General features: G+C 65.3%; 16 protein-coding genes and 3 pseudogenes. 6 read left to right on the forward strand and 13 right to left on the reverse strand.

Going from position 1 to position 25,012, the window contains the following annotated elements; translation table 11 throughout:
- Nucleotides 1-124: 124 nt before the first annotated feature.
- The 3 genes and pseudogenes from ACMGDM_RS11405 to ACMGDM_RS11415 form a co-directional block, all read right to left on the reverse strand.
- Nucleotides 125-361 carry a hypothetical protein gene (locus ACMGDM_RS11405; protein ID WP_436804229.1) on the reverse strand — a complete coding sequence of 79 codons (237 nt, stop codon included), beginning with the start codon at nucleotides 359-361 and terminating at the stop codon, nucleotides 125-127.
- 2,176 nt (nucleotides 362-2,537) lie between these two features.
- On the reverse strand, nucleotides 2,538-2,981 hold the full coding sequence (locus ACMGDM_RS11410; protein WP_436804230.1) for a DUF2721 domain-containing protein: 444 nt from the start codon (nucleotides 2,979-2,981) through the stop codon (nucleotides 2,538-2,540).
- Nucleotides 2,982-3,353: 372 nt separating this feature from the next.
- Nucleotides 3,354-3,491 (reverse strand): annotated as a pseudogene (locus tag ACMGDM_RS11415) (IS110 family transposase); the annotation flags it as partial.
- Nucleotides 3,492-3,687: 196 nt separating this feature from the next.
- On the opposite strand from ACMGDM_RS11415, the gene ACMGDM_RS11420 reads away from it, so the two are divergent.
- Nucleotides 3,688-4,722, forward strand: a complete 1,035-nt coding sequence (locus ACMGDM_RS11420) for a D-cysteine desulfhydrase family protein (RefSeq protein WP_436804231.1) — start codon at nucleotides 3,688-3,690, stop codon at nucleotides 4,720-4,722.
- 98 nt (nucleotides 4,723-4,820) lie between these two features.
- Here ACMGDM_RS11420 and ACMGDM_RS11425 read toward each other — a convergent pair whose 3' ends face one another.
- Entirely contained in the window at nucleotides 4,821-5,291 is a 471-nt protein-coding gene (locus ACMGDM_RS11425; protein WP_436804276.1) for a TetR/AcrR family transcriptional regulator, read from the reverse strand.
- Between the two features lie 18 nt (nucleotides 5,292-5,309).
- On the opposite strand from ACMGDM_RS11425, the pseudogene ACMGDM_RS11430 reads away from it, so the two are divergent.
- Together ACMGDM_RS11430 and ACMGDM_RS11435 are read left to right on the forward strand one after the other, a co-directional pair.
- Nucleotides 5,310-5,654, forward strand: a pseudogene (locus ACMGDM_RS11430) (GntT/GntP/DsdX family permease); the annotation flags it as partial.
- A gap of 44 nt (nucleotides 5,655-5,698) precedes the next feature.
- A pseudogene (locus ACMGDM_RS11435) lies at nucleotides 5,699-5,965 on the forward strand (FadR/GntR family transcriptional regulator); the annotation flags it as partial.
- Nucleotides 5,966-5,986: 21 nt separating this feature from the next.
- Here the strand turns inward: ACMGDM_RS11435 and ACMGDM_RS11440 are convergent.
- Nucleotides 5,987-6,889 carry a gluconokinase gene (locus ACMGDM_RS11440; protein WP_436804232.1) on the reverse strand — a complete coding sequence of 301 codons (903 nt, stop codon included), beginning with the start codon at nucleotides 6,887-6,889 and terminating at the stop codon, nucleotides 5,987-5,989.
- Here ACMGDM_RS11440 and ACMGDM_RS11445 point away from each other — a divergent pair.
- Nucleotides 6,849-9,788 (forward strand): glycosyl hydrolase family 28-related protein, encoded by a 2,940-nt coding sequence (locus ACMGDM_RS11445; RefSeq protein ID WP_436804233.1) that lies wholly within the window; start codon nucleotides 6,849-6,851, stop codon nucleotides 9,786-9,788. The genes ACMGDM_RS11440 and ACMGDM_RS11445 overlap by 41 nt on opposite strands.
- Before the next feature lie 448 nt (nucleotides 9,789-10,236).
- On the opposite strand, the gene ACMGDM_RS11450 is transcribed toward ACMGDM_RS11445, so the two are convergent.
- Entirely contained in the window at nucleotides 10,237-10,425 is a 189-nt protein-coding gene (locus ACMGDM_RS11450; protein ID WP_436804234.1) for a hypothetical protein, read from the reverse strand.
- An 83-nt stretch (nucleotides 10,426-10,508) separates the two neighbouring features.
- On the opposite strand from ACMGDM_RS11450, the gene ACMGDM_RS11455 reads away from it, so the two are divergent.
- On the forward strand, nucleotides 10,509-12,296 hold the full coding sequence (locus ACMGDM_RS11455; protein WP_436804235.1) for a bifunctional diguanylate cyclase/phosphodiesterase: 1,788 nt from the start codon (nucleotides 10,509-10,511) through the stop codon (nucleotides 12,294-12,296).
- Nucleotides 12,297-12,532: 236 nt separating this feature from the next.
- Here the strand turns inward: ACMGDM_RS11455 and ACMGDM_RS11460 are convergent, their stop codons facing one another.
- The 4 genes from ACMGDM_RS11460 to ACMGDM_RS11475 all read right to left on the reverse strand — a co-directional run bounded on the left by ACMGDM_RS11460 (nucleotide 12,533) and on the right by ACMGDM_RS11475 (nucleotide 17,576).
- Complete coding sequence (locus ACMGDM_RS11460) at nucleotides 12,533-14,017, reverse strand: CYTH and CHAD domain-containing protein (RefSeq protein WP_436804236.1); 1,485 nt, start codon at nucleotides 14,015-14,017, stop codon at nucleotides 12,533-12,535.
- A gap of 293 nt (nucleotides 14,018-14,310) precedes the next feature.
- Nucleotides 14,311-15,942, reverse strand: a complete 1,632-nt coding sequence (locus ACMGDM_RS11465) for an ABC transporter permease (protein ID WP_436804237.1) — start codon at nucleotides 15,940-15,942, stop codon at nucleotides 14,311-14,313.
- On the reverse strand, nucleotides 15,939-16,805 hold the full coding sequence (locus tag ACMGDM_RS11470) for an ABC transporter ATP-binding protein (RefSeq protein ID WP_436804238.1): 867 nt from the start codon (nucleotides 16,803-16,805) through the stop codon (nucleotides 15,939-15,941). The genes ACMGDM_RS11465 and ACMGDM_RS11470 overlap by 4 nt, the downstream gene beginning before the upstream one ends.
- Before the next feature lie 429 nt (nucleotides 16,806-17,234).
- Nucleotides 17,235-17,576, reverse strand: coding sequence for an HAD family hydrolase (locus ACMGDM_RS11475; protein WP_436804277.1), 342 nt, complete (start codon nucleotides 17,574-17,576; stop codon nucleotides 17,235-17,237).
- 577 nt (nucleotides 17,577-18,153) lie between these two features.
- Here ACMGDM_RS11475 and ACMGDM_RS11480 point away from each other — a divergent pair.
- Nucleotides 18,154-20,028 (forward strand): DUF3857 domain-containing transglutaminase family protein, encoded by a 1,875-nt coding sequence (locus ACMGDM_RS11480; RefSeq protein WP_436804239.1) that lies wholly within the window; start codon nucleotides 18,154-18,156, stop codon nucleotides 20,026-20,028.
- 271 nt (nucleotides 20,029-20,299) lie between these two features.
- Here the strand turns inward: ACMGDM_RS11480 and ACMGDM_RS11485 are convergent, their stop codons facing one another.
- From ACMGDM_RS11485 to ACMGDM_RS11495, 3 genes are all read right to left on the reverse strand, one after another.
- Nucleotides 20,300-20,833, reverse strand: a complete 534-nt coding sequence (locus ACMGDM_RS11485; protein WP_436804240.1) for a hypothetical protein — start codon at nucleotides 20,831-20,833, stop codon at nucleotides 20,300-20,302.
- A 105-nt stretch (nucleotides 20,834-20,938) separates the two neighbouring features.
- Nucleotides 20,939-21,775 (reverse strand): NPP1 family protein, encoded by an 837-nt coding sequence (locus ACMGDM_RS11490; protein WP_436804241.1) that lies wholly within the window; start codon nucleotides 21,773-21,775, stop codon nucleotides 20,939-20,941.
- Nucleotides 21,776-21,851: 76 nt separating this feature from the next.
- On the reverse strand, nucleotides 21,852-24,830 hold the full coding sequence (locus ACMGDM_RS11495; protein ID WP_436804242.1) for a TonB-dependent receptor: 2,979 nt from the start codon (nucleotides 24,828-24,830) through the stop codon (nucleotides 21,852-21,854).
- Between the last annotated feature and the right edge of the window lie 182 nt (nucleotides 24,831-25,012).

Consider the following 25,012-nt stretch of genomic DNA (forward strand, 5'->3'; position numbering starts at 1 on the left):
GCCCTTCGGCGGTAGCGCCTTGCTTCTGCTGCTCGTTTCTAACGGGGGCGTGTTGCGCGCCCGCGAGGCCTTCGCATGCGTCTGCAAGATGCTCGCCCGCTGACTAGCCGAACCCTCCGTCCACTCACTCGAACGTGTGAGAGACGAGCACCGCCACACGCACGATCCGGGTGACGTTCGTCGCTGCCTCACGGATCGCCACGCTAGCGGCGAGCGGCCCATCGAACGTTTTCGCGTCCATGAGGATACCGACCGTCGACCGCACAGCCGATCGGTGAGCCGCCTCGATGTCCCGGTGGCTCTCTACGCCCCCACAGGGCTCTGTGGCGCCGTCTCGCACGACGATGTGATAGCTTGGCATCTCACCGAGGATCGCAGCTCGTTCGGCGGCGTGCCATCACAACCGTCACCGACCTCGATCAGGACTTTCCTACATCGTTCCCGGTGTTCTCACGGACCCCGTGTCCGCAAAGTCTCGTCGCGTCGTCGTAGAGCTATGCCTCGCCATCCTGCGGGAGGCGTGCGAGCAGCCCGGGAGGCCGGACCGAGAGGACGCGGGGCTGCGGCTGGCCCTCAGGTGCCTCATGAACCTGGGCGCCGACAAGGCGGTCCTGAGGGCCTCCTGAGAGCATTGAGCGCCGAGGTGGGCATCGGGCAACGGCATGGTGTTCAGAGAGCCTACGAGGCCGTGAGCGCCGCTGTAAGGGGCCGACGGAGCTAAGCGGCGTCCTCCGCCTTGACCGGCCGCTCGCAGGTGCGTCGAGGCCGTGGATCATCAAGGCCAACAGGATTTTGCCGTGCTCGTCCATGAGGTCCAGCTTCCAGTCACTTTCCCGCCAGACTCGCCATCAACTGCCGAGAGGTGCTGGGTCGCAAGCTCAACCGCATGGGCCTTCGCCGCATCCAAGCTCGATTGCTCGACGCCCCCGCTCTCTGCGAATGCGTCGCCGGTGGTCATCGCGCATCGATAGAACGACATTGGTCGTCTCCCGCTGTCGAGAGCGTAACGCATTGACATGGCAGCGGGCCCTGCCGACTCTAGTTCGGGAACTCCGCGAGCGAGCTTGCTCAATAGTGAAAGATCTAAGTCGCGAGATGCCGCAAGCTCCCCGCATGGTCGCAAAGCTGCGACCGGATTGCCCGCGGGACATCTGGGGCCTCTACCTGCCCGTCGGTGACAGGTGGCTATCGGCCACCTTCAAGAACGAGCGCGAGGCTAAGCGCTTCTGCGAGGACCTGACGGCCGCACGGCAGCCGAGCTGGCGCTAGTCGTCGCGTACCTCGGCGATCCGGCGCCCCTACGTGCGGTGGTGCGAGAGGGGTAACCGCCTCTCCTTATGCACAGGTGAGCGGATCAATGCTGTGGGCTACACATCGAAGCGGCCTCGACCCCTGAGCGAGAGGCTGTCCCGAGACCCGGCTGGCCTTTGAGGCTGGCCGGGTCGACCGGGTGGACGGGGCTAGCGGCCGTGCCTGGTCGCGTCTAATGCCAGGCTCGTGTTGCAGCCTAAAGCCAGCGGGCGAAGGTGGGGGCGTTCGCCTATTCTCAATACCTCTTTGGTAGGCAGCTCACATGCCGCATAGCCCGACCATCGTCGCCAAGCTCCGGTCCGCTCACCCAAAGATGACCTGGGGCTTCTACCTGCCCAATGAGGACCGCTGGCTGGACCTCCTCTTCAACCAGGAGCTTGAGGCTCGGCGGTTCGCGAAGAACCTTGTGCGGGCTTAATCGTCTCGCTGACCGCCCCGGCCTCTCAGGATGGTCCAGCCCAGCATCCAGCTCTCAATGAGCACGAGGGACAAGGTACTGAGCCAAAAGAGGGCGCGCTCATCTGCCCGCGTTGCCTCAGGTCCGCTCTGAAGAGCCGCATCGCCTTGAATCGCGTTCACCGCCGCTAGGAGCAGCATGAAGGCGCCGAACGAGGCAGCGAGGATCCCACTCTCCTTCACGCGCAGGACTTCGCGCTCTTCTAGCGGTCATTGCCTGCCGCGTCCCTGCTGAAGTCCCGCGTCGCCGTGACGAGCGCGGCTACCAGAAGGCTCGCCTCTTCTCGCGTAAGCGTGAGATTACACGTCCCGCTCGGCGCCTTGATGTCGACGATGATTGACTCGCCCTCATGGGACACATTGAACACGTTCGATCGACGAATGGACCATCCTCCCTCCCGGCGGCCATGATTCGATGGCATATTCATGTCCACCTCAGCCACCGCGAGTGGCTACTCTCGCACGGCGGGACGAGCGCTGTTGCCGGGTGATCGATGCGGCGAAAGGCCTTTCGGCCCCTGACGGCGCTCAGTCCCGAATGACGTATGCGAGCGCCTCACGAGCCACCCGCTCTACGCGGCGGATCAGGTACCGGGTGCCATCCAAAGGCGCCATGCACGCGAACGATGTTGCGAACCGGGCCAGTGGGCGGGCTGCGCGACAGCAGCGACCGATATGGCAAACAGCGAAGCGGCAAGCGAGAGGCGGCAAATGTTGATCATGGCGAGGATTTCATTTTCCGATCATGAAAGAAACTGCCAGGCTTCCGATTAGTGATCGTCAGCGGCGACGTAGATTATCGTGAGCGCCAGCCTTATCTCAGCGATGAAGCAGGCAAGGGCGCCCATCAGCAGCAGCATGGCCGTGATGAACATGAGGGCGGCCGCAACGCCGATGTGAAGATCGACGAGGCTCGCGACGAAGAGCAGGACGATTACGAGACACAAGGCGAGGGCGGACATGGCAGCGAGCAGGATTGCTCGCCGAATCAGCCTGATCCGTGCCGGCAGTATGCGTCGTTCGGACTGCTGATCGGTGGGCAGCTCCTTGACGGGCCTGTCACCCAGTAGCCTTGCCCGGTCGATGATGCGCGCCAATCTGCCGGTCATCACGCCGAGCAGGGCCGCGAGCCCAGTCAGAAGAAAGACCGGGGCGACTGCGACCCGGATCGTCTCCACCACGTTCGTCAAGGATGCGGGGCTCGTCATGGTCATGGTCGTGCTCTCTCTCGCGGCTGAATTGATGAGGCGAAGGCGGTCACAAGCAGTCCTGATGGTAGGCCACGTGGAAGGATCAGTGACCATCCCGCAGGAAAGAGAGTGTTGGCAACCCGAAGCACCATGCCTGCACAGTAGGCCAGCATTAGGATCTCGTCGGCGTAGAATGGCTGTGCCAGCGGCCCAGCGCCGATCCAATGCGTCAGGTTACGCATGATGGTCGCCTCAGCTCGCGGAGACGGGCTTGAGGACGAAGGCAGGTTCGTTCGGCGAAATCGCCGATCGCGGCAAGGTAGGCCTGAAAATGCGGGGCGCACGGTGCACGGAGACTGCGTCGCTGTAGACGTGAAGCTCGTCGAGGTAGAAGCGACACACCTCCATCGCCACCACCCACCACGGCAAGCTCGAGGAGAAAGGCATCACCTGATCCCGTCGTATCTTCTTGGTACACGACCCGCCGCTCGCATCCGCGCCGTGGACCTGAAAAACCGACTTCGCCAGATGGATGCCGACTGTGCTAACTCACTCACGGACGCCTGCAGTGGTGTTCCAGCACCTCCACTTTTGGAACAACGATGCCGTCAGGGAGCGTCCACCCCAAGGCTTCTGCGTCCTCCAGCGCTGGCTTCCAAATGTGGCTTCGTTGATACGGCGCAAAGCTAAGCGACCCGGCGCTGCTGCTCGGATGCCCCGCGGAGGAACGATGACTATCTCGCTCGAAGAACGGCCCCGTTTTCCCTTGGTTGAGGCGCCGACGCCGGTCCAGCGCTTGACGCGGCTTGAGGAGGCTCTGGGACGTCGCGATTGCCCGCCAATCTACGTCAAACGCGACGACCTGATGGGCCTTGGCGGGGGCGGCAACAAGCTCCGGAAGCTCGAGTTCCTGATCGGCGAGGCGCTGGAACAGGACTGCGACACCTTCATTACCACGGGCGCACGGCAGTCGAACCACGCGCGGCTGAGCGCGGCGGCCGCAGCGCGCGCGGGTTTGGCGTGCGAGCTGGTGCTGACCGATACCGTCGCGCGGGATGACGAGGCCTACCAGCGCAACGGCAATGTGCTGCTCGACGACCTGTTCGGCGCGATCATCCATCGAAGGCCAGGCGGTGTCGGCGCCCTTGAGATCGCCCGAGAGCGCGCCGCACAGCTCGCGGCGGCCGGGCGCCGCGCCTATGTCGTGGGAGCAGGCGGGTCGTCGCCGCTCGGCTGCCTCGGCTACGCGGTCTGCGCGCAGGAGATCATCGCGCAGGAACAGGCGCTCGGGCTCCGTTTCTCTCGCATCGTGGTGCCGAACGGCAGCTCCGGCACCCACGCTGGGCTTGCTGCCGGACTCAAGGCCACCGGTGACGAGCCATCGCGAGTACAGTCCTTCACCGTCCTCGCTCCAATCCGAGAGGCAAGGGAGACCACTGCCCGGCTGGCGACCGGGACGTTCGCCTTGCTCGATCCGGCAGGCGTCTTTGCCGAAGGCGAGATCGCCGTCGCAGACGGCCAGCTTGGCGACGGCTATGGCGTGCCCACTGATGGCATGTTCGAAGCCGTACGACTCGTCGCACGCACGGAAGGGCTTCTGCTCGACCCAGTCTATGGCGGAAAGGCGTTCGCAGGCCTGATTGCCGCCACACGTGACGGTGCGTGGACTGACGGCGGCCCCGTACTCTTCATCATGACGGGCGGCCTACCAGGCCTGTTCGCCTATGAGACGGCCTTCAGAACTGCTGATGTCCGACCTGCCTGACCTGTTACCCAGCGTACAAGAACGCGTGACTCGTGCCTGAGAGGCGTAAGACGAGCGGAACTGCCGCAACTGGGTCGCCTCTCGGGGAACCGCGCAGTCTAGCCAGGAACAGCCTGCGTGATAGCCATGCCGGCGAGGCGGGCGGTTGCCAGCAGTTGATCTAATCCGTGCCCCGAACGGGCTTTGGCGGAGAGCCCGGACATGGTCGTGCTGACGAAATCGGTCAACTGCTCGGCTTTGTCAGGACAGCGAGCCGCAACATAGGCTCGGATCACTCCTTCGGCAGCTAGATTGTACGCTAGCGCCGCCTCGCGGGCTTGCTGGTCATCGCAGCGCACGCCTTCGAGAACGAGGCACCCGGCCGCATCCGGATCAGCGGCATAGTTCCTTGCGGCTTCCTCCAGAACGGCGGCAAGGCAGTCCTTAACCGGGCGATCGTCGCGCAGCAAGGCGGCCAGCGGGACGGCACTGCCGCTGTTATAACGTGTGAGCACGCGGGCATAGAGGCCGGCCTTGCTACCGAAAGCGGCGTAGAAGCTCGGCGGATTGATTCCGAGCGCAGCGGTCACGTCAGCGACGCTGACCGCATTGTAGCCGCGGGGCTGGTGCTCGGGCACGCGATTTCGCCCTTGCTGCTCGGCTGGCTGATCGCGGTCGGGATCCGCCTGGCGGCCGGGTCCGCGACCGTGGCGACGGTCACCGCGGTTGGCGTGATGTTGGAAGTGGTGGCGGCCTCCGGCGTGTAGCCGGAGCTGGCGGTGCTGGCGATCGGCGCGGGATCGGTGTTCTTCAGCCACGTCAACGATCCGGGCTTCTGGCTGGTGAAGGGCTATCTCGGCACCAACACACCCGACACGTTCAAGACCTGGTCCCTTCTCGAGACGACCATATCGGTGGTCGGGCTCGCGCTGGTCATGGCCGCGAGCTACGTTCGGGGGTCGGCTCGCCGACCGGGCCTATACGGGCATCGTCCATCGACGAGGACTGGTTCCTGCACCGCGCCATCGCGGAAGCGACCGCCAACACCGCCTTCCTGTCGATCTTCGATCATCTGCGCGAGGACGTGGAGCGCATCCTGAAGACAGGGGTCGACATCTCCCGCTCCCGCCCGCCCGAGGTCATCGCTGCGATGATGGGGGAGCATATTGCGATCGTGGAAGCAATCCGCGCTCAGGATGGGGACGGCGCGGCGCTGGCGATGCGCTGGCACCTGAGCCAGGGGCGCAAGCGGCTGATGCCCTGACGCCCCCCTCGCGGCCCCCCTTCAGCTCGCGAGAAGCGTGTCGTGGGCCCAGCGCTGCGCGGCTTCGGCCAGGTGTTCGGGCGGGAGGCGGAAATCGAACTGCAACGCGCGCTCGCCCGGGCCCGGCCGTTCCAGCGCGGCGAGCTGGCTGCCGAGCAGGCTGGCGGGCATGTAGTGACCCGGCCGGCAGGTCAGGCGGTGCTGCAATTCGTCCCGGTCGGCTTCTAGGAGGATGAACAGCACGGGGACGCCCGCCGCCTGTGCCAGCCTTTCGCGATACACCCGCTTCAGCGCGGAACAGGCAACCACCGCAAGCCCGCTTTCCCGGACCGCCACGCCTGCAGCGGCACCCAGATCGTTCGAGCCAGGGCCAGCGATCATTGTCGTCCAGCGGCTGACCGGAGCGCATCTTGGCGACGTTGTCAGAGGCGTGGAAAAGGTCGCCGTCCAGAAAGGTGCGCAGAGCTGGTCGGCCAAGAAAGTGCCCAGCGTCGACTTGCCGCTGCCGCTGACGCCCATGATCGCCAGGGCGCACGGGGGCAGGTCCGTCCTTGTTCGCTGCTGCTGCACCCGTCCTCGCCTCCGCCCGGTTGCGGCGGAAACGACGTTCCGCTGCCTGATTGTTCTAACGGCTGCGCGGGCGATGATGCCATTAGGACTATGGTCGCGGTCGTGGACGCGACAGGCGCCCTCTTTCCCTTCCACGCATCGATCAGGCAAGCTGCGCGCAGCGGCCGCTTCCCGGCCAAGGGTGGATGACATGTTGAACGCAATGAAGCTCGCCAGGCTTTCGATAGTGGCGGTTTTGCTGGGAAGTACGGCGGTGCCGGTGCTTGCCGCGTCGCGATCCAGCCTGCTTGCCGCGCCAAAGGATGCACGGGCGGTGACGGTGCAGGCGCGCGGCGATGGCGTGGCGGACGACACCGCCGCGATCCAGGCGGCGATCGACGCGGCCGAGGGCAAGGCTGGCGGCAACATCGTCTTCCTGCCATCGGGCCGGTACCGGATCAGCCGCACCCTGTATATCTGGCCCGGCGTCCGGGTGTTCGGCGTCGGCAAGGCGCGGCCCGTGATCTTCCTGAGCGCCAACACCCCCGGCTTCCAGCATCGGGTCGGCAACATGGTGTTCTTCACTGGCAATCGGCCAGGTGCGAGCGTTGCCGGGCCGGGTGGCCTTCCCATGCCGCAGCGCGTGCCGGTGCCGCCGCCCACCAGCGTTCCATTCGATCCCAAGATCGCTGACGCCAATTCGGGAACCTTTTATTCCGCACTGTCCAACGTCGATTTCGAGATCGCGGACGGCAACCCGGCCGCGGCCGCGGTGCGATCGCACGTCGCGCAGCACGCGTTTCTGAGCCATATCGACTTCCGCCTGGGGTCCGCGCTGGCGGGCATCTATCAGGTCGGCAACCTTGGGCAGGACCTTGCCTTTCACGGCGGCCGCTATGGCATCCTGACTGAGAAGACCTCACCCGCGTGGCAGTACACATTGCTTGATGCAACGTTTGACGGGCAGCGCGACGCCGCGATCCGTGAGCATGAGGCGGGGCTGACCCTCAGCAACGTTCAGTTCCGCAACGTGCCGGTCGGGATCGAGATCGACCAGGGCTATGGCGACTGGCTGTGGGGGAAGAACGTCCGACTCGAGAACGTGTCGCGCGCGGGCGTGATCATCAGCAACGAGAACAATAGCTATACCCAGGTCGGCTTCGAGAACGTTGTGGCGACCGGCACGCCCGTGTTCGCGCGCTTCCGCGACTCCGGGAAGACGGTGGCGAGCCCAGCGCCGCGTTATCGCGTCAAGGAGTTCACCTATGGCCTGACCGTCCCGGCGCTGGGGCAGCTTGGCAAGTTCGAGACGCGGATGGACGCAAGCGCGATCGGCAGCGTGCCGCGTGTCGGCAATCCCGCGATCCGGGCGTTCCCGGCCACGTCGACTTGGGCCAATGTCCGCGACCTGGGCGCCAAGGGCGACAACGCAACGGATGATACCGCCGCGATCCAGCGGGCGATCGACACGCGCAAGGTCGTGTACTTCCCGAGCGGCTTCTATCGCGTCACCGATACCCTGAAGCTCAGGCCCGACAGCGTGCTGATCGGCCTGCACCCCGGCATGACGCAGATCGTGCTGGCGGAGGACACGCCTGCTTATGGCGGCGTCGGCGCGCCCAAGGCGCTGATGGAAAGCGCGCGCGGTGGCGATGCGATCGTGACGGGGCTGGGGCTGCACACCGGCGGCAGCAACCCGCGCGCGACCGGGCTGTTGTGGCGTGCGGGCGAGCAGTCGCTGGTGGACGACGTCAAGTTCCAGGGCGGCCACGGCACCATCCTGCCCGATGGCAGCAAGTTCGACCCATACAACGCCAACCACACCGCAGACGCCGATCCCAAGAAGCGCTGGGACGGCCAATATGCCAGCCTGTGGGTGACGGACGGAGGGGGTGGCACCTTTAACGGCCTGTGGACGCCGAATACCTATGCACAGGCCGGGCTGTACGTCACCAACACCAGCACGCCCGGCCATGTGTACGAGATGTCGGCGGAGCATCACCTGCGCGCCGAGATCGTGCTGGATGGGGTACGCAACTGGGAGTTCCTGGCGCCGCAGACCGAAGAGGAAGCGGGCGAGAGCCGCAACACGGTGTCGCTGGAAGTGCGCAACTCGCGCGACATCCTGTTCGCCAACTATCATGGCTATCGCGTTACCCGCTCGCTCCAGCCGGCGCCCGCGGCGGTGAAGCTGTACGGGTCGAGCAACATCCGCTTTCGCAACGTCCATGTGAATGCGGAGAGCGGCTTTTCGACCTGTGACGCGAATGGCTGCGGGACGTATCTGCGCGCGAGCAAGTTCCCGTACGAGAATGCAATCCAAGACGTGACGCGCGGGCTGGAGGTGCGCGAGCGCGAGTTCGCAGTATTGGACGTCACGGACGCAACGCCCGCGGCCACGCCGCCAGCTTCGTTGGCGCAGGTACGCAAGCTGGCGGACGGGTTCTATTCCATCGGCGGCGGCGCAGTGGACGCGAAGGGCAAGCTGTTCTTCGCCGACCGTTTCTTCCAGCGCATCCATGGCTGGTCCGCGGGTGAGGGGCTGTCGGTTGCGGCCGACGCGCCGCTCGACGCGGTGAACCTGGCAGTCGACAAGTCGGGCGGGCTGCTGGTGCTGTCATCGGACGGGCCGGCGGCGACGGTGTATTCAATCAAGCCGGGCGATCCCGGGTCGATCCGGGTGATCCCGCCCACTCCGGTTGCGGCGCGCGCCGGCACGCGGGTCGCGCTACCATCGAGCTTCTGGAACAATGGCGAGTTCCGCGATCAATACAATCCGGCGGCCGACCGCTTCACGACGCTTGCCGAGATGTTCGCGCGTGACGCGGGAGCTGCCAAGGCGACCGAGTACCGTTCACCCGACGGCAGCCTGGCACTGCCCGCGTTCCGGGTGTGGCAGCAGGGACCGGGCAATTTTCTTGGCTGGCGCTTCTCCGATACGCTCGATACCTATGGCCTGGTGACGAGCGCGGTTGGCGAGCGGGTCTATGTCGCCAATGAGTCGGAGAACCGGACCTATTCGGCGCTGGTCGGGCCGGGCGGCGCGCTGGCGGACCTAAAGCCCTTTGCGGGCCGCGGTGGCGAGAGCGTCGCCAAGGGGCCGGATGGCCGTGTCTTTGTCGCGAACGGGCAGGTGTTCGTCTTCAATCCGGACGGCACGGAGGCAGGCCGGATCGAGGTGCCTGATCGTCCGCTGCAGTTGCTGTTCGGCGGTGATGATGGGCGGACGCTGTTCATCCTGACGCACCACGCCCTGTACGCAGCGCAGCCCTGAGGGGCGCTGCGCCGGGCGGACGCTACTTTGGTCGTAGATGAAGCGGCCGCTTCGAACTGGTAATAATCAAGAGTGATGATCAAGAATGGTCGCCGGCGAACCGTTGGGGCGATCGCGCGACACGGGGAGATGCAGAATGAACATTTTCGAGGGAACGGCGAGCAGGCGCTCATTTGCAGCACAACCGCCAGCCTGATTGCGCTCGCCGCTGCGCTTGCAATTACTCCCGCCGCCGCCCAGACAGCCACAGCCACAGCCACAGCCACAGCCACAGCCACAGCCACAGCCACAGCCACAGCCCCGGCCGCTCAGGCCGATAATGCTGCGCCTCAGGCCCGGCAGACCGCGCGAGGCGAGGCGGGCGTGCCCGAGTCCACTCAAAGCGCCGATCCCGCCGCGCCGACTTGCAGCTGATGGGCCCTAATTAGTCGGCGGACGGCACGGCCGATCAGCAGGGCGCGTCGACCGTGCAACCCGACGTGGTCGTCACCGGCTCGCGGATCACGTCCAGCGGCTTCTCCGCGCCGACGCCGACCACCGTGATCTGCGAGGACCAAATCCTCAACAACGCACAGCTCAAACTCTTCAACACGATCGTGCGGCTGTCATCGCTGCAGGGATCGACCGGCGCGGCCACCGGAAGGCGCTCCTGCTTATCAAGTGATTTGTTAATGCCGCAGCGTTATCCCGAATGCCCGGGCATGCACAAAGGGCGTTGGCGTGGAGAAGCTGCTGGATCACGTGGTGAACGAGGAAGCGCGCCTGAACGCCTTGCGCAACCTTAGCCTGCTCGACAGCGCACCCAGCGACAGCTTCGATCGCTTGACCCGCCTCGCAAGCCAGTTGCTCGCCGCGCCGGTCTCGACGATCTCGCTCACCGATCGCGATCGCCAATGGTTCAAATCGAAGGTCGGCGTTGATTTGAGCGAGATACCTCGAGAGCAAGCGCCATGCGCCTATGCGATTGAGGGGAGGGGCGTGTTCGTCGTGCCCGACCTTACCGCCGACCCGCGTTTCGTTGGCTCACCCCTCGCCGAATCCGGCATTCGCTTCTACGCGGGTGCTCCGCTGTTTACCCGGGAGGGGCACGGCCTTGGAACGCTGTGCGTCGTTGATGACAAGGTTCGCACCTTGCGCGATGGCGAGGAACAGGTGCTGCTCGATCTTGCAGGCATGGTGATGAGCCAGATCGAACTGCAAAACCTCGTTGGCCGGGTCGATGCCACGACGGGGCAAGCGAACCAGTTTCAGCTATTTGAAGATCTCGACGATCTCGCCCGCCGCGGGCCAGGCGCATTAGCAGCGCTTCTATCGGTCGACATCTTCTCGCCCACACGCGTCACCAATGCCGCACGAACTCTAGGCAGCGACAGCATCCGACTGCTGATGCAACAGGCGATCTGCACCCTGCGTCATACGGCAGGTAACAGCGCGCGCCTCTACCATGTCGATCAAACGCGCTGCGCCGTTTTGATTGAGGATGATCTGCTTAAGAGCTACGCGCTTGCTGATCGGATCGTGGCAGCACTGAGCGAGCCGATTGCGTGCGGGGGAGTGCCGGTCGCTGCCGACCCGACGATCGGCATCTTCGACTTCACCGTTGGCGCGGTTGAGCCACGAGAAGCGTTCAAGCGCATGTCGAACGCGGGAGACGACGCGCCTAATGCCGCCGGCCGCCATGCCCGCTATGATCCCGCCAGCGCGCAGCGCAACGCCCGCCGGTTCGCCCTGCTGAACGACTTCGGCGCCGCGCTCGAGGCACCAAGCCAATTGTCGCTCGTCTACCAACCTCGCATTCAGCTCGTTTCGGGCAACCGGTGCGGCGTGGAAGCCCTGATCCGCTGGGATCATCCTGAACTTGGCGCGGTGTCCCCTTCTGAATTCGTCCCTTTGGTGGAGCCGACCGCGCTTGTTCGATCGATGACGGAGTGGGTGGTTCGCGCGGCCATCGCGCAGGCACGGACGTGGTCGAAAGCGGGTACGCCGCTTCCCGTCTCCATCAATGCGTCGGCGATGAACCTTGATGACGAGGACTTCGCCGTCCGTCTCCTCCGCGCCACCCGCGACGCCGGGATTGCACCCGACCTGCTGGAACTGGAGTTCACAGAAAGTACCATCGCGCATGATCCTACGCGGGTAATAGGTCAGCTGCGGGAGCTACGTTCGGAAGGTATCGAGATCGCCATCGACGATTTCGGGACCGGGTACAGCAATCTCTCGTACTTGCAGCAGCTGCCCGTTTCCGTGCTCAAGATCGACCAGGCTTTCGTGCGCGACATGGTCACGTCCGGCAAGGACCGTTTGCTGGTCAAGACGATGATCGCGATGGGGCACGATCTCGGCTACCGAGTGGTCGCCGAAGGGATTGAAACGCAAGCCGCTTACGACATGCTCTGTGAATGGGGGTGCGACGAAGGGCAAGGTTACCTGATGTCCAAGCCAGTGGCTGCGGAGCGCATCTTTCCGCCGAAACGCGAGATGGAAAGACCGCGCGGACTAGCTAGCTGAGCGGCTGGGGCGAGGTAGTCCGTTCTGCATGCTACTGTTCCCTCGTTGCAGCGTCCACGCTAGGCCGCATCGTTGGATGGCCTACCGCAAGCTGTAGATCGCCGTACACCAAGTCTTACGAGAGGGGGGTATGGACAACGAAGCGGATAAGGACAAGTCGATGCTGGACAGGGAAGCTGGATGATGGCTGCGCCTTTGTGAGCACCGCTTAGTTCGAGAAAGCTACGATCTCCGGGTCACCAGAATCGCTTCGCATCCATAAGCGCCTGATGCGCCTCTGCCGCGTGGGCCAACAACGCCTCGCGGCGGCCCGCAGGCATCGCGACATTGGTGTCCAGTCCAAAGCGAGCTAGTAAGTTGGGCGCCGTGGCGAGATCGTTAAGCTCGCCGAGGCGATCCTGCAAAGCCTCCATTGATTTCAAAAACGCTTTGAAGCGCAGGCGCGCCTTTTTGCCGGTGTACAGCATCTCAAAAAAGCCAGCTGCATAGCGCAGCTTCTTGGCCAAGATCCGCACGCGGTGGCGGTCCTCGTCGTCGAGCTCGGCTAGCTCGCGGCCGCGCCGCTTAATCCGTCGGCGCAGCTTGCAAAGTGTGTGGGCGGCGAAGAGGTCTGCACGGCGATTGACGATCTCTTGATTATCGGGGCGCGTTCGCCAGTCGCCGAGCACCGACCACTCGACCAGGTCCACCATCAGGTCTCTCGCGCGTTGAGAGTCCAGCGCGCCGAGCGCGGCTGCGTAAGCGTCTCCGCGGGCAGCAACCAGCCCTCCTGCAGTTTCGTGACCGAGGCGCTCAAGCAGAACGTCCAGATCCCGCGCATCGCCCAGGGACCCAGCCAGCCAGCGCAGCTCACCTGCCAAGTGTTCGAGACGATCATCGGTATTGATTGGTTTGAAAATCGACAAAGCCGATCGCAGTCGTCGCAACGCCACGCGGGCTTGGTGGAGAGCGCCGGGGTTCGGGTCGCGTCGCAGGATATCCTCATTCAGTCGGAACTGCCTCAGGCAAACTCCGACAATGCCGGCAAAGGCCGCTGCCGCAGTTGCGCCCGGCTTCAAAGCTAGGCGCTCGGCTTTGACGGCATCAGTGCCGGCGGCTTCGATCAGGCGGTAACCACGTTCCGCCTTGGTTAGCACGCCCACCCGTATTGGCACGTCGCGCGCGAGTTCACGAGCCAGTCGAAAAACGGCGTTGGCGGGTCCTCTTTTCAGTTCCAGCTCAATCTCCGACACGGACGTGCTGCGATCCGCCGCTGTCACAATGCCTTTGTCCGCCACAAGCTCGATAACAGCGCCATCCTGCTCGATCAGCCATTGGCGCCGCGTGACTGCTACCGTGAACGCGGGCGCCACCTGCCCCAGCACCTCGTCTGTCATCAGTGTGCGTAGAGGCGAGGCTATGCCTAATTCCGGTTCCGGTGCAACGACGTCCTGTTCCCATTCTGAGCGCGCGAACATGCCGGCTGCGGCGCTCGCGTTGGTCTTGATCGTCTGAACGTGTCGCCGGCCGGTGCGGCGCACCCGAAGCGAAAAGCCTTCCGCACGCAGGTTCTGGTTTGGTGTGTCAAAATAGGTGGAAAACTGTTCACGGTCTTGGGCGGGTACCCCCGCCAGCGCGTGACTTGCGCTGAGAGCATTGAGATGTTCGGCATCGAGCTCGAGCTTCAATTCGACCTCGATGTCGCTGCATAGCGTGAGGGCACCTGTCTGCGTTGTGTTCATGAACGAACAATCGCCGACCGGGTGGATCGATCCAGCGGCTCTGATTGCGATCAGATCGCGTCGGCGTTATAGTTGCGCCTAGCAGTAGCGACGAACGACATGAGCAACTGCCTATCGATCGCGTCGCGATGATCCCGAGCTCCGCCCAGAGCGTACCAGCGGCACGCTATACGGAAATCGCTTCGGAAGGGGGTATGTGCTCGTTCAGCTAGGGGCCGTTTGATCCAACCCGGGTCGCTCAAGGCCGATGGTCGTGGTTTCGACCGTTATCGTCACTTGGTTCGGGTTCGTGCTCATCGCTTGATCCAGGGCGGAGGGTGTCGCAGCGAACGCGCCTGCGGAAGGCCACGCATGCACGCCAGCGCGATCATCGCGGCAGCCGCCAATCCCCAACCGAGGTGATACCAGCCTACGTCATGCGCCCCGCTCAAGGCCGGCGGCAGTGGCGCACCGGGATAGCCGCCGTAGCGATAGTGCGGGTCTTGCCAGCCCAGCTTGTTCAGCGCGAGCGAGCCGATCAGGTAGAAGACCATATATCCCCAACCCGCCAGCTTGTTCGGCGCGAGCGACTGGAGAAATATCGCCAGCGCCGCCAGTAGCAGCCAGTCATATGTTTGAGGAAGAACGTACCACATCAGGTAGGCGCGTGGTGCGGGCGAGCGCCCCATGGCGATTTCGGTCGCCGCGCCCGCTCCGGCGCTGGCCGACGCCAGCGAAAGCAGCACCAGCGCCAACGCGAGGAATTTGGCCAGGACCAGCACCGCTCCAGCAACAGGGGTCGCCGTGATGATCGGCTCGACCTTGTGCTCGCGCTCGGCCCAGAACAGCTCGCCCGCGAAGAACAGGGCGACCACCACCGGCACGAGGCGGAACGAGGTAGCCAGCGCGGCGATCGTGGCCGGTGTTCCATCGACTCGCGACACCCCAACCGCTGCGGCCGCTGCGGCCGCTGCGGTCGCCAGGCTCATAGTAAGCAGCGCAGCAAACGCGGGGGTCAGGAAGATCCGGCGCGTTTCAAGCCCGCTTCGCGACGCGATCTGCGTCACGATGATCGTCGCTTTATAGGCCGTTCGCGGCGAGGCGGGTGACGATCGCTCTCGGGTGGATCGTCCAGCACCGCGGCTCGAGCTGGTAGCGCCTCGGCGCGACCGATCGTCACGAGCGGCGCGCCGGGTCTGCAGCCATGTCCCCAGCCCGACCAAAGCTGCGGCGACCCCCAACCACACCGTGCGATTGGCAAGTAGCTCACCCGCTAGCGAGGGCCAGTCAGCGTCCCGCTGCGTGACGCTCCAGCTCAGGGTTGCATTGGTTACAGCGGCGAAGCCGAACGGTTCGATCACGCTAGAACTCCCGCTCCCGCTCTCGCCCACAATGCCATATAGGGTCAGCAGCCCTGCCGCGCCGAGCAAGCACCCCGTCATTGATCGCGTCACCCCCGCCAGCGCATAGAACAACGCGGAGGCAAGGAGGAGATTGGGAACCGCCAACGCGAAAAAGGCAAACAGGTGACCCCCAGGGGGACCGCTGCCCAGGCCGAGCGCCACCCCGCCAGCGATCATCGCGGTGGGAACCGAGACGAAGCACAGCAGCACGGCCCCGGTCGCGCCCATGAAACGGCCAAGAGCATGTTTGCTCGGAGCGACAGGCGTCGCGCGAACAAGGTCTGCGAATCCGGTCAACTGGTCGCGCAGCACTGCCTCGCCGACCAACGCGGCGGCGGTGAACAGAAAAAACAAGCTCCAGACGAGGTGCGTCCGCACGATCGCCGCCGCCCCGACCCGCGCACCCTCCTCGGCCAAGCCGACCCGTAGCTCATCGATGCCCATACCGCCCACTACCATCAGCACCGACACGGCAAAGACGATCCAGAAGACCCGTCCGCCGACCTGCTGGCGCAATTCGAGCCATGCGAGCCGCGCTATCATTCTGCGACCGTCTCCGCGCGCGCAAGCGCCGCGAAGTACGCGTCTTCCAGCGTCGCGGGAACGGGTTCGAATGCCGATCCCGGGCGCTCGTCGGCCAGCACGCGCGCGACGCGCCGCCCCTCCGACAACCGCCGCGACAGCAGTGCGGCGTTACCGCCGTACGCCTCCACCGGCCCGCGCCACACGCGCCCCGCTAGCGCCGAGGCGAGGGCGACAGGCGCGCCTTCAGCCAGCACCCGTCCGCCCGCGAGCACGGCCACCTCGGCACATAGATCGGCCACGTCCTCGACGATGTGAGTCGAGACAATCACCGTCGCGCTCTCGCCAAGTCCGAACAGCAGTTCGTGGAAGCGATTGCGCTCCGCCGGGTCGAGGCCAGCTGTCGGTTCGTCGAGGATCAGCAGGTCCGGGTCGCCGATCAGGGCCTGCGCGACACCCCAGCGCTGGCGCATGCCACCAGAGAAGCTGGACACCGCCCGGCCGCGCGCATCCCACAGATTGACCAGCCGCAGCAGCCGCTCGGCGATTTCGCGCCGCTCGCCTCGACCCGTCACTCCTTTTAGGACAGCGATCTGATCAAGCAGGGCTTCGGCCGAGACGCCGGGATAAACACCGAAATCTTGCGGCAGGTAGCCCAATCGTCGTCGCACCGACTGAGGCTCCGCCACCGCATTGAGGCCGTCGAACCGAACCTGTCCCGCCGAGGGCGGCTGCAGCGTCGCTGCGACCCGCATCAGCGAGGACTTGCCGGCGCCGTTCGGCCCCAACAGGCCGAACAGCCCGCGGCTGATCGACAGCGTCACGCGGTCCAGCGCCCGGGTACCATCGGGGTAGGTCTGCGATACAGCGTCGATTTCTAGCATGCGCCTCAGCTCGCCATGTGAGCACCGAACGAACGAGGTCACCGGTAGAGCCCAAGTTGGTCGCTCCACCCCTGACCAGATGTCTGATACTGGGCTGCGCGGGGGGTGCCGAGAAGGACTGTTTTTGGGTCCTCGCCACGGACGGGAAGGAGCCGCGTTTACGCCATTCGAACCACTACCTGCAGTCCGCTTACGCCCATGAGCCACATCGTGCGGAAAACCCTCTGCTTTGTTCGATGATCCTGCCTCGTCAGGTCGCGTTGCGCGCGAGCTCCCGGGTGTATCGTACGAGCGACGACGAGGACGCCTGCGCGGAGGGCACGATGCGGAGATCTAAATAATCTGTCGCATTAACAAACGCAGATAGCTCGGCGTGGCGGTGTGCTGCAGTGATAGTGACCACGTGAGCACCGGCCGCTTTTGCGGCGGCTACCCCGGCAGGTGCGTCTTCAAACACCAGGCACTGCTCTGTGCCGCACCTAGCTGCTGTGCGGCAGTGAGAAAGCAGGATGGGTCAGGCTTTCCACGTTGGACGTCCTCAGCCGTCACCAGGACCTTCGGCAGCGGAACGCCGGCCGCCCGCAGGCGGCGTTCGGCCAATTTCCGAGGAGCGGAGGTAACAATCGCCCAACGGTCGGCTGGCAGCGCCGATAGGAAGTGGGTCGCCCCTGGTATCTCCGAAACTCCACCCACGTCGGCGCAACTTCGCCTGCATTTCCGGCCGTACCGGCGGTTGCTACCCGATAGCGGACTGGCCGGTCTAACTGGAATTGGCGATCACGGCGGAGGAGCCCTCCGCCGCGATGCCACCTGCGCTCTCGGCAGAAGCCGCCGATCATGCCTGAGGTACCCGCGCGGTATTCGGCATCATTGTCTGAATCCTAGTGAACCAGGCCAAATATCGGATCTTCGTGGAACGCTGAGAAGGCGCGAGCACCGAGATGAATGAGCGTCCAAAGTTGGACGGTGGGCAGGAGCCCCTGACTGACCGGTTACGGGTCCTCGGAACGAGAGGGGCCGTAAGCGCGAGCAAAGCCAGCTTCTCACAGGTTGCGCGGCGCTCGATGCATACGGCTGCTCCGTAACCGCCGCGTCATGACGCGCCCTTCTCCCTTGCAAGCGAAGATGGGTCTGCCACAATGGCGGCCGACAGAGAGGGACGGGGGTCCGAATGAGGGTACGTGCTGCGTTGCTGCTTGCGGCGTCAATGATCGTTGCGGGTCCCACCTTGGCGCAGAGCGAGCAGGTCCGCCGAGGTCCCGTCCCAACCTGGGCCACGCCGTCCACGCTCCTGCCTCTGCCAGCTACCACAACTGGCCCAGTGTTCTTTCGGCGACAGGACGTCGAAGTGCACCTCAGTGAGAAGGGGCAAGCTCAGTACCTCGGCTATCGCATCAAACTCCTCGACTCTGCGGCCTTGCAGTTCGGTAACATCTCGATCGCCTGGAACCCTGGCGCGGGAGCTCCGATTGTCCACGAAATCAAGGTTCTCCGGGACGGTCAGGTTGTCGACGTGCTGAAGAATGCAACGTTCGAGATCCTCCGGCGCGAAGATCAGCTGGAGGCGGCGAAGCTTGATGGGACGCTTACGGCGGTACTCAAAGTGCCCGACCTTCGGGTCGGCGACGAGCTAGAGGTCGACATAACCGTCTTCTCCAGTGATCCAGGGCTTGGTCACAATGAGGCGGGTATTCTCTTGCTGGGATCGAGCCCGGCACCCGGCCGCTACCATTTGGGGCTGAGTTGGGATCAGGGTCGTGCACCCACCATCAAGCCCACCGCTGACATGACGGCCGCGATGGTGAAGGGCGAGCAGGTAGTCGACTTCCGGTTTGACAATCCGGCTCTTCTTTCACCGCCCAAGGACGCGCCGCTGCGCTACCAGTGGCAGCGCGCCGTGGAGTACAGCCAGTTCGCCGATTGGCCGACGGTTTCGCGTCATTTTGCTCCGATGTTCGCCAAGGCCGCGACACTAGCTGCTAATTCCGCCGTGAAGCGCGAAGCCGTCCGCATCGCGGCTGCGCAGTCGCGTCCACTGGACCGTGCCGCCGAGGCGTTGAAGCTTGTGCAGCAGGACGTGCGGTACATCTATGTCGGTCTGAACGGTGGCAACCTCATCCCGGCCACGGCCGACGAGACTTGGCAGCGCCGGTATGGTGACTGCAAGGGCAAGACCGTCCTGCTCTTGGCGCTCCTGGCGGAGATGAGCATCGACGCAGAGCCGGTGCTGGTCAACTCGGGCGGCAATGACGACGGCTTCGACCAGCGACTAGCGCTACCGCAGCTGTTCGATCACGTTCTCGTCCGCGCGCGCATCGATGGCAAGACCTACTGGCTGGACGGAACTCTCCCTTCGGTGGCGTTGCCCAGTTCTCAGCTAGTCTACCCTGTGAGTTGGGTCTTGCCGCTTACTCCTATGGGCAACACCCTCGAAAAGCTGCAGTGGCAGCCAGCGACCACGCCAGACGAGATCAACCTGTTTGAGATCGATGCGCGTGCCGGCTTCGACAAGCCGGCCAGGATCGTATCGACCGAGATCCTGCGTGGCCTTAAAGGCCTACAGAAGCAGATGCAGTTCGCCCCAGTCACCGCCGCACAGCTGCTCGACGTTTTCCGCCAGAACGCGATTGGCGACACGTTCCAGACGATCGACGACGTCCAATGGCGCTACGATCAGGCGGCGGGGACCAGCGTTCTGGCGATTAGCGGCACGGGCACCTTCGACTGGTCCGACGACGGTGCGGGCGGGAAATCACTGGCCCTGCCGGGCGGTGGGTTTAGCCCGCCGGAGCGGCGGGTTCGTGCGTCCGACCAGAACCGGGACGCACCGTTCTACACCAAGCCGGACTATACCTGCTTCGTGACCACCGTGCGGGTGCCGACCTCTACGCAGGCGAAACAGTGGTCGTCGAAGAGCAGCTTCGACACTCGCATGTTCGGGCGCGCCTATCACCGCGCCTGGGAAATGCGCGACGGAGCGATCCGCATGATCCGTGCATCGCGCATCGAACAGCCCGAAATCGATATGGCGGCGGCACAGCGCGACAACGGCCGCATTGCCTCCTTCGACAACAGCATGGGCTGGATTTCCTACGATCCTGCCGGGAAGAAGACGTCGATCGGCAACGGCGAGACCGTGCCGACGACGTACGACTTCGATTGGACTGGAACTGATGTTCCATGCAGAGCTGCTGACCCCCGGCAGATCGCTGATGCACGATAATCCGAGCGAACGACGAGGCCCAATACCCGACATTCAGCACGCCTGTAGCGATGCGACCGGCACATAGCCGCACCCAGCCGCTCGAAAGCGAACATGCGGCTTTTCTCCCAAACGAGGCCAAGCCGAGCGCTCTGCGGAACGCCGGGACGACTCGGGTACCGGGATGAACGAGCGGCCAGAGTTGAGTGGCGAGCAGAAGCCGTCGAGTGACCGGTTCTGGGTCCGCTTGCCGCCCTTTTGAGCGCTGGTGAGCGAGCCAGAAAACGGCTGATCACGCGCCTTTTGCCATGGAGGCTGGGGTAAGCGCAGCGCGTAGGTGGAAGACGTTGTTGTCAGTCTCATCGAAGCCGAACGGGACCGCCATGCGATAGCCCGAGTTCGCAAGCGTCGTCGCGAGCCCGCCAAGCAGCATCGCCTGGCGCTCGTCCAACGCGGCCTTTCCGTGCGCCGGACGCACCGTCGCGTCGAGCGTGCAGGTGTCCGCCGAACACGCGATGGCGACGTCGGTGAGCAGCGGGTGCGCGCGCGTGACGCGCGCCGCGACCACCGCGGGCGGCACCGCGGCCATGGCGACGCGCGGTGCTGGCGCAGGGCGCTCGCGCAACGGAGCCGGGATGCGGCGCCCGAGGGCCAGGGCCGGCGGTGCGACGGTCGCGGGCGCGACGACGGTGACTGTATCGTTCCGCGAGCTCGTTCGCTGCACAGGTACGATCGCCCATATTGCGAGTCCGGCCGACGCGAGCACGAGCAGTGCCACGCCGAGGCGGCGCGGACGTGATGGGCGAGTCAGGTGGCCGATGGTCATCACCCGCTTCTCCGTCGGTGGGGAGGCCATGTGCCGTCATCCCGCCGGTCGGCGGGATGACGGCACATGACGCAATCGGTCGGGGAGGCGACGCCTCCCGACGGCTCAGCAGATCGTCGCGCCGCTCGGGCACCCGGGCGAGTCGCTGCCCGCGTCGAGGTTGGGGTCGAAGCCGGGCGCGATGTTGCTCTTGTTGGCGTTCGCCAGGGTCGTGGCGAAGCGTGCGTCCTTGATCTCGAAATTGCCGCTGCCGAAGTCGTAGCCGGATACGCGGTCGCGCACGCTGCGCGAGGGATAGCCGTTCCAGCTCACCAGCGGCTGGATTACCCACTGGCCGGTGCCATTCTCGGGCGGCTCGTCGCCGCCGTCGGTCTTGCTGAAGCGGAACAGGTGCGAGAAGCCCCAGGTCTCGTAGTGGAACACCAGTTTCGCGTGCTCGCCGGTCGAGTCGCTGACGAAGCGCAGCTGGCCGCCGCTCACCGCGCGCGTGTTCCAGTCACCGTGGTCGCCGCGGGTGACGCCGACGACGCGGCTGCCGCTGCCGGCGTCGGTGGTCCAGACAATGATCGTTTCCCAATCATAGGCATGGCTGAAGTCCGACTGCCAGAAGTAGGCGTAGACCCGACCACAATAGCCGTTGTTGCAGCGGCTGCGTGAGTAGACGTTGCTGCTGCGCAGGTAGCTGGCGCTACGGCACAAGGCTGGCGGGCGGGTAGCGTAGGTCGAGGCGGCCGCGCTGACGTTGCCGTTCGAGTCGATCGCGGCGACGTTGAAACAGACGTCGGTGTCGAAGTCGATCGCGGGCTGGAACCGCTTGTCGAGCGCGGTGGCGCGCTCGGGCAGCGGGTTGACCGGGGCGGGCCAGCCCTGCGCGGAGGCAACGGCAGGCGCGAGCAGCGCCGCCGCGGCACCCAGCACAGCGAGGAAGGATCGTGTCGTCATCATGGTCTCCCGGTGTCGTTGGTGACAGGCTACGCACACGCACTCTCGCCCGCGGCCGAGGCCGCGGACGTCGAGATCAGAAGGTGGTGGTGACGCCGAGCGTGAAGATCCGCCCGCTCGTGGTGTACACCAGGGTACGGTCGGCGGTTCGATCGGTGAACTGCTCGATGGCCTGGTTGGTGACGTTGATGCCCTCGGCGACGAAGCGCAGGTTGGGCGTCGGGCTGTAGCGGATCTGGAAATCGATGTTGTTGGTGGGGCGGATGCCCTCGCCGACGTTGGCGTTGCCGCCCGCGCCGGTGAGATAGCGGCTGCGATAGGCGGTGGAGACGCGCGCGCCGAACCGCTCGGTCTCGAAGTAGAGCGTCGCATTGGCCGCCCAGCGCGACAGGTTGTAGAGCGGGATGCGCTCGCTCACGCCGTTGTACACCGCATTCTGGTCGCCGCTGATCCAGGTGCCGTTGGCGACCGCGCCGAGACGGTCGAACGGCGCCGGCAGGAAGGTGAAGTCGTGCTGGAACGCCACCTCCACGCCGCGGATGCTGGCGCCCTCGCCGTTGATCGGGCGCGTATAATTGTACGGCGTGGTGCCGTCCTGGCCGGGCAGCAGCAGCGACACGGGGAAGCCGGTGGCGCTGTAGGAAACCTGCGACGTCTCCGAGGTGATGAAGCTGTCGAGGTCCTTCCAGAAGAAGCCGAGCGAGGCGAAGCCGTTGCGGTCCATGTAATATTCCAGCCCGCCCTCGGCCGAGGTCGAGCGGAAGGGGGCGAGATAGGGGTTGCCCACCGAGACGGTGCCGCCGAACGGCGCCACCGTCAGCGTCCCGGCCGCGGCGAGCTGCGCCAGCCCGGGCCGGTTGACGTTGCGCGCCACCGAGCCGCGCGCGACCAGCCGCTGGGTGACGTCGAGCGCGACGTTGAGCGCGGGGAGCCAGTCCTCGCTGCTGGTGCGCGCGGTCACCGGCTCCAATGTGGTGACGCCGTTGGTGGCGGTGGCGAGCGACCCGCGCGAGGTCAGGTCGGTGTGATAATAGCGAACGCCCGCGTTGCCGCGCAGCCGCATCGCGCCGAGATAGGTGTCGAGGTCGAGCTGCGCGAAGCCCGCCCAGGTCTCCTCGACGATGCCGAAGTCGCTGCCCGCGGTGAGGTTGGCGCGCGTGAGGTTCCGGTTGTTGCCGAGCAGCGCGTAGATGCCGTCCACGTCGCCGCCGACGTAGGGCAGCAGGCTGTCGCGGTTGATCTCAAACTTGAGCGAGTCGGGCACGGTGCGATCGGCGGTCGCCTGCGTGCCGTAGAAGATGTTGGTGAGATACTGATAGCCGCCGTTGGTGAAGCGCTTGTACTCGCCGCCGAGCTCCAGCTTGAGGATGTCGCTGGCATCGTAGACCGCCTGGATCTGCGCGTTGGTATAGTCGCTGCGGATCGTGTTCTCCTGCGTCACCAGCCGCTGCACGTTCCATAGCGACGGGTCGGTCAGGTCGAAGCCGTAGCTGTTGCGCGGTACGGTCGGGCGCATGTCGAAGCCGAAGGCGGTGTTGCGCGCCTGCAGGAACACCTTGTCGAACACCGGCTGCGCGAAGTCGGACTTCTGGTAGCCCGCCAGCGCGGTCAGCTTGAGCCGGTCGCTCGCCTGCCAGCCGAGATTGGCCACCGCCTGGTAGAAGTCGGTGGAGTTGACCACGCGGTGGTGCTCGGTGCGCTGGTCGATCCCGGTGTAGCTCGCCGCCACCAGCGAGTTGCCCTCGATCGTCGCCGAGCGGATCACCTGCGTGCCGCTGACGTTGCCGGTCAGCGCGTTATAGCCGCCGGCCGCGATCGCCCAGTCGTCACGGTCGTCCGACAGCCGGCCGTAGAGCAGGTCGACGTCGAGCGTGAACCGCTCGCCCGGGTGGTATTGCAGCGCCGTCGTGACGCCGATCCGCTCGCGCTCCGTGTACCAGGTCGACGGCGACTGCGCCTGGGGTGCGAAGATCGTGCCGCCGCGCAGCAGCGCGCGCGTGGCATCGTCGATCTCGGGACTGATGTTGCGCGTGCCATAGGTGACCTTGCCCCAGTTCCAGTTGCGGTAGCCATATTCGTTGTTGCGGATCTTGGAGTAAGCGACCGAGACCAGCGCGCCGACATTGCCCTGCCGCTGTGAGAAGAGCGCGACGAGCCGCGGCGTCACGCCATCCGTGTTGGTGTTGGTCTGGCCCTTGGCGGAGAGCACGACGCGCGGGCCGTCATAGTCGAACGGTCGCGCGGTATAGAGCTGCACGGTGCCCGCGATGCCGCCCTCGTCCTGGTTCGCGGCATAGCTCTTCTGCACGCTGACGCGGTTGAACAGTTCGGACGCGAACAGGCTGAAGTCGAAGCCGCGCGTGCGGCTGACGTTGCCGCGATTGTCCATGCCCGAGGCGGTGTTGCCGAGCACCTCCATGCCGTTGAGCTGGGTGCGCGTGAAATCGGCGCCGAGCCCGCGCAGGGTGATCTGGCGGCCCTCGCCGGTGTCGCGGTTGATCGCCACGCCGGGAACGCGCTGCAGCGCCTCGGCCAGGTTGAGATCGGGGAAGGCGGCGATGTCGGAGGCGAGGATATTGTCCTCGGTGCCGACCGCGCGGCGCTTGAGCTGCTGCGCCGCCAGCAGGCTGCCGCGGAAGCCGGTGACGACGATATCGCCGGGCGCGGCGTCGGCGATCGCGTCCGCTGCGCCTTCGCTGACCGGTACGGGCTCGGCTGCGACCGCCGCGGTGGCGCGCGTGGGGCGAGTTCGCGCGGGCTCTTCGCTCAGCAGCAGCACGCCGTCGCGCGCCATCGGGCGCAGCCCCGAGCCGCGCAGCAGCAGCGCGAGTGCGTCGCGCGGCGTGTAGGTGCCGCTCACTCCCGCGGTGCGCCGGCCCGCCACCAGCGCGGGCGCGGCGATCACCTGCATACCGGTGACATTCGAGTAGCGCGACAGCGCCGCGCCGAGGTCGCCCGCCGGGATCGCGAAGGCGACCACTGGTGCCGGCGCCTGTCCCTGCGCGGGCGCGGCGAGCGCGACAGTGAGAGCCGAGGTACCAACCAGAAGCTTCATATTATCCCCCACGTACGACGCGTCGTCGCGCCGCCCGGGAGGAAGACGTCAGCAGTGCCGCGATCCGGACAAACTAATCGGCGGTCTGCGGCTCCGCCCTGCGTGTGCGGGTTTGCCGCGATCGCCGGCGCGGGCGGGTGAGCCCCCGACGAGCTCAGGTGATACGCTTGGACGCGTCGACG

The organism is Sphingomonas larreae, from assembly GCF_051400595.1.
Taxonomy (GTDB): domain Bacteria; phylum Pseudomonadota; class Alphaproteobacteria; order Sphingomonadales; family Sphingomonadaceae; genus Sphingomonas.

Excerpts from the sequence above, each read along its gene's own strand:
- ACMGDM_RS11405 (WP_436804229.1), bottom strand. The coding sequence starts at position 361 with ATGCCAAGCTATCACATCGTCGTGCGAGACGGCGCCACAGAGCCCTGT.
- ACMGDM_RS11410 (WP_436804230.1), bottom strand. The coding sequence starts at position 2,981 with ATGACCATGACGAGCCCCGCATCCTTGACGAACGTGGTGGAGACGATC.
- ACMGDM_RS11420 (WP_436804231.1), top strand. The coding sequence starts at position 3,688 with ATGACTATCTCGCTCGAAGAACGGCCCCGTTTTCCCTTGGTTGAGGCG.
- ACMGDM_RS11460 (WP_436804236.1), bottom strand. The coding sequence starts at position 14,017 with ATGAACACAACGCAGACAGGTGCCCTCACGCTATGCAGCGACATCGAG.
- ACMGDM_RS11465 (WP_436804237.1), bottom strand. The coding sequence starts at position 15,942 with ATGATAGCGCGGCTCGCATGGCTCGAATTGCGCCAGCAGGTCGGCGGA.
- ACMGDM_RS11470 (WP_436804238.1), bottom strand. The coding sequence starts at position 16,805 with ATGCTAGAAATCGACGCTGTATCGCAGACCTACCCCGATGGTACCCGG.
- ACMGDM_RS11485 (WP_436804240.1), bottom strand. The coding sequence starts at position 20,833 with ATGACCATCGGCCACCTGACTCGCCCATCACGTCCGCGCCGCCTCGGC.
- ACMGDM_RS11490 (WP_436804241.1), bottom strand. The coding sequence starts at position 21,775 with ATGACGACACGATCCTTCCTCGCTGTGCTGGGTGCCGCGGCGGCGCTG.
- ACMGDM_RS11495 (WP_436804242.1), bottom strand. The coding sequence starts at position 24,830 with ATGAAGCTTCTGGTTGGTACCTCGGCTCTCACTGTCGCGCTCGCCGCG.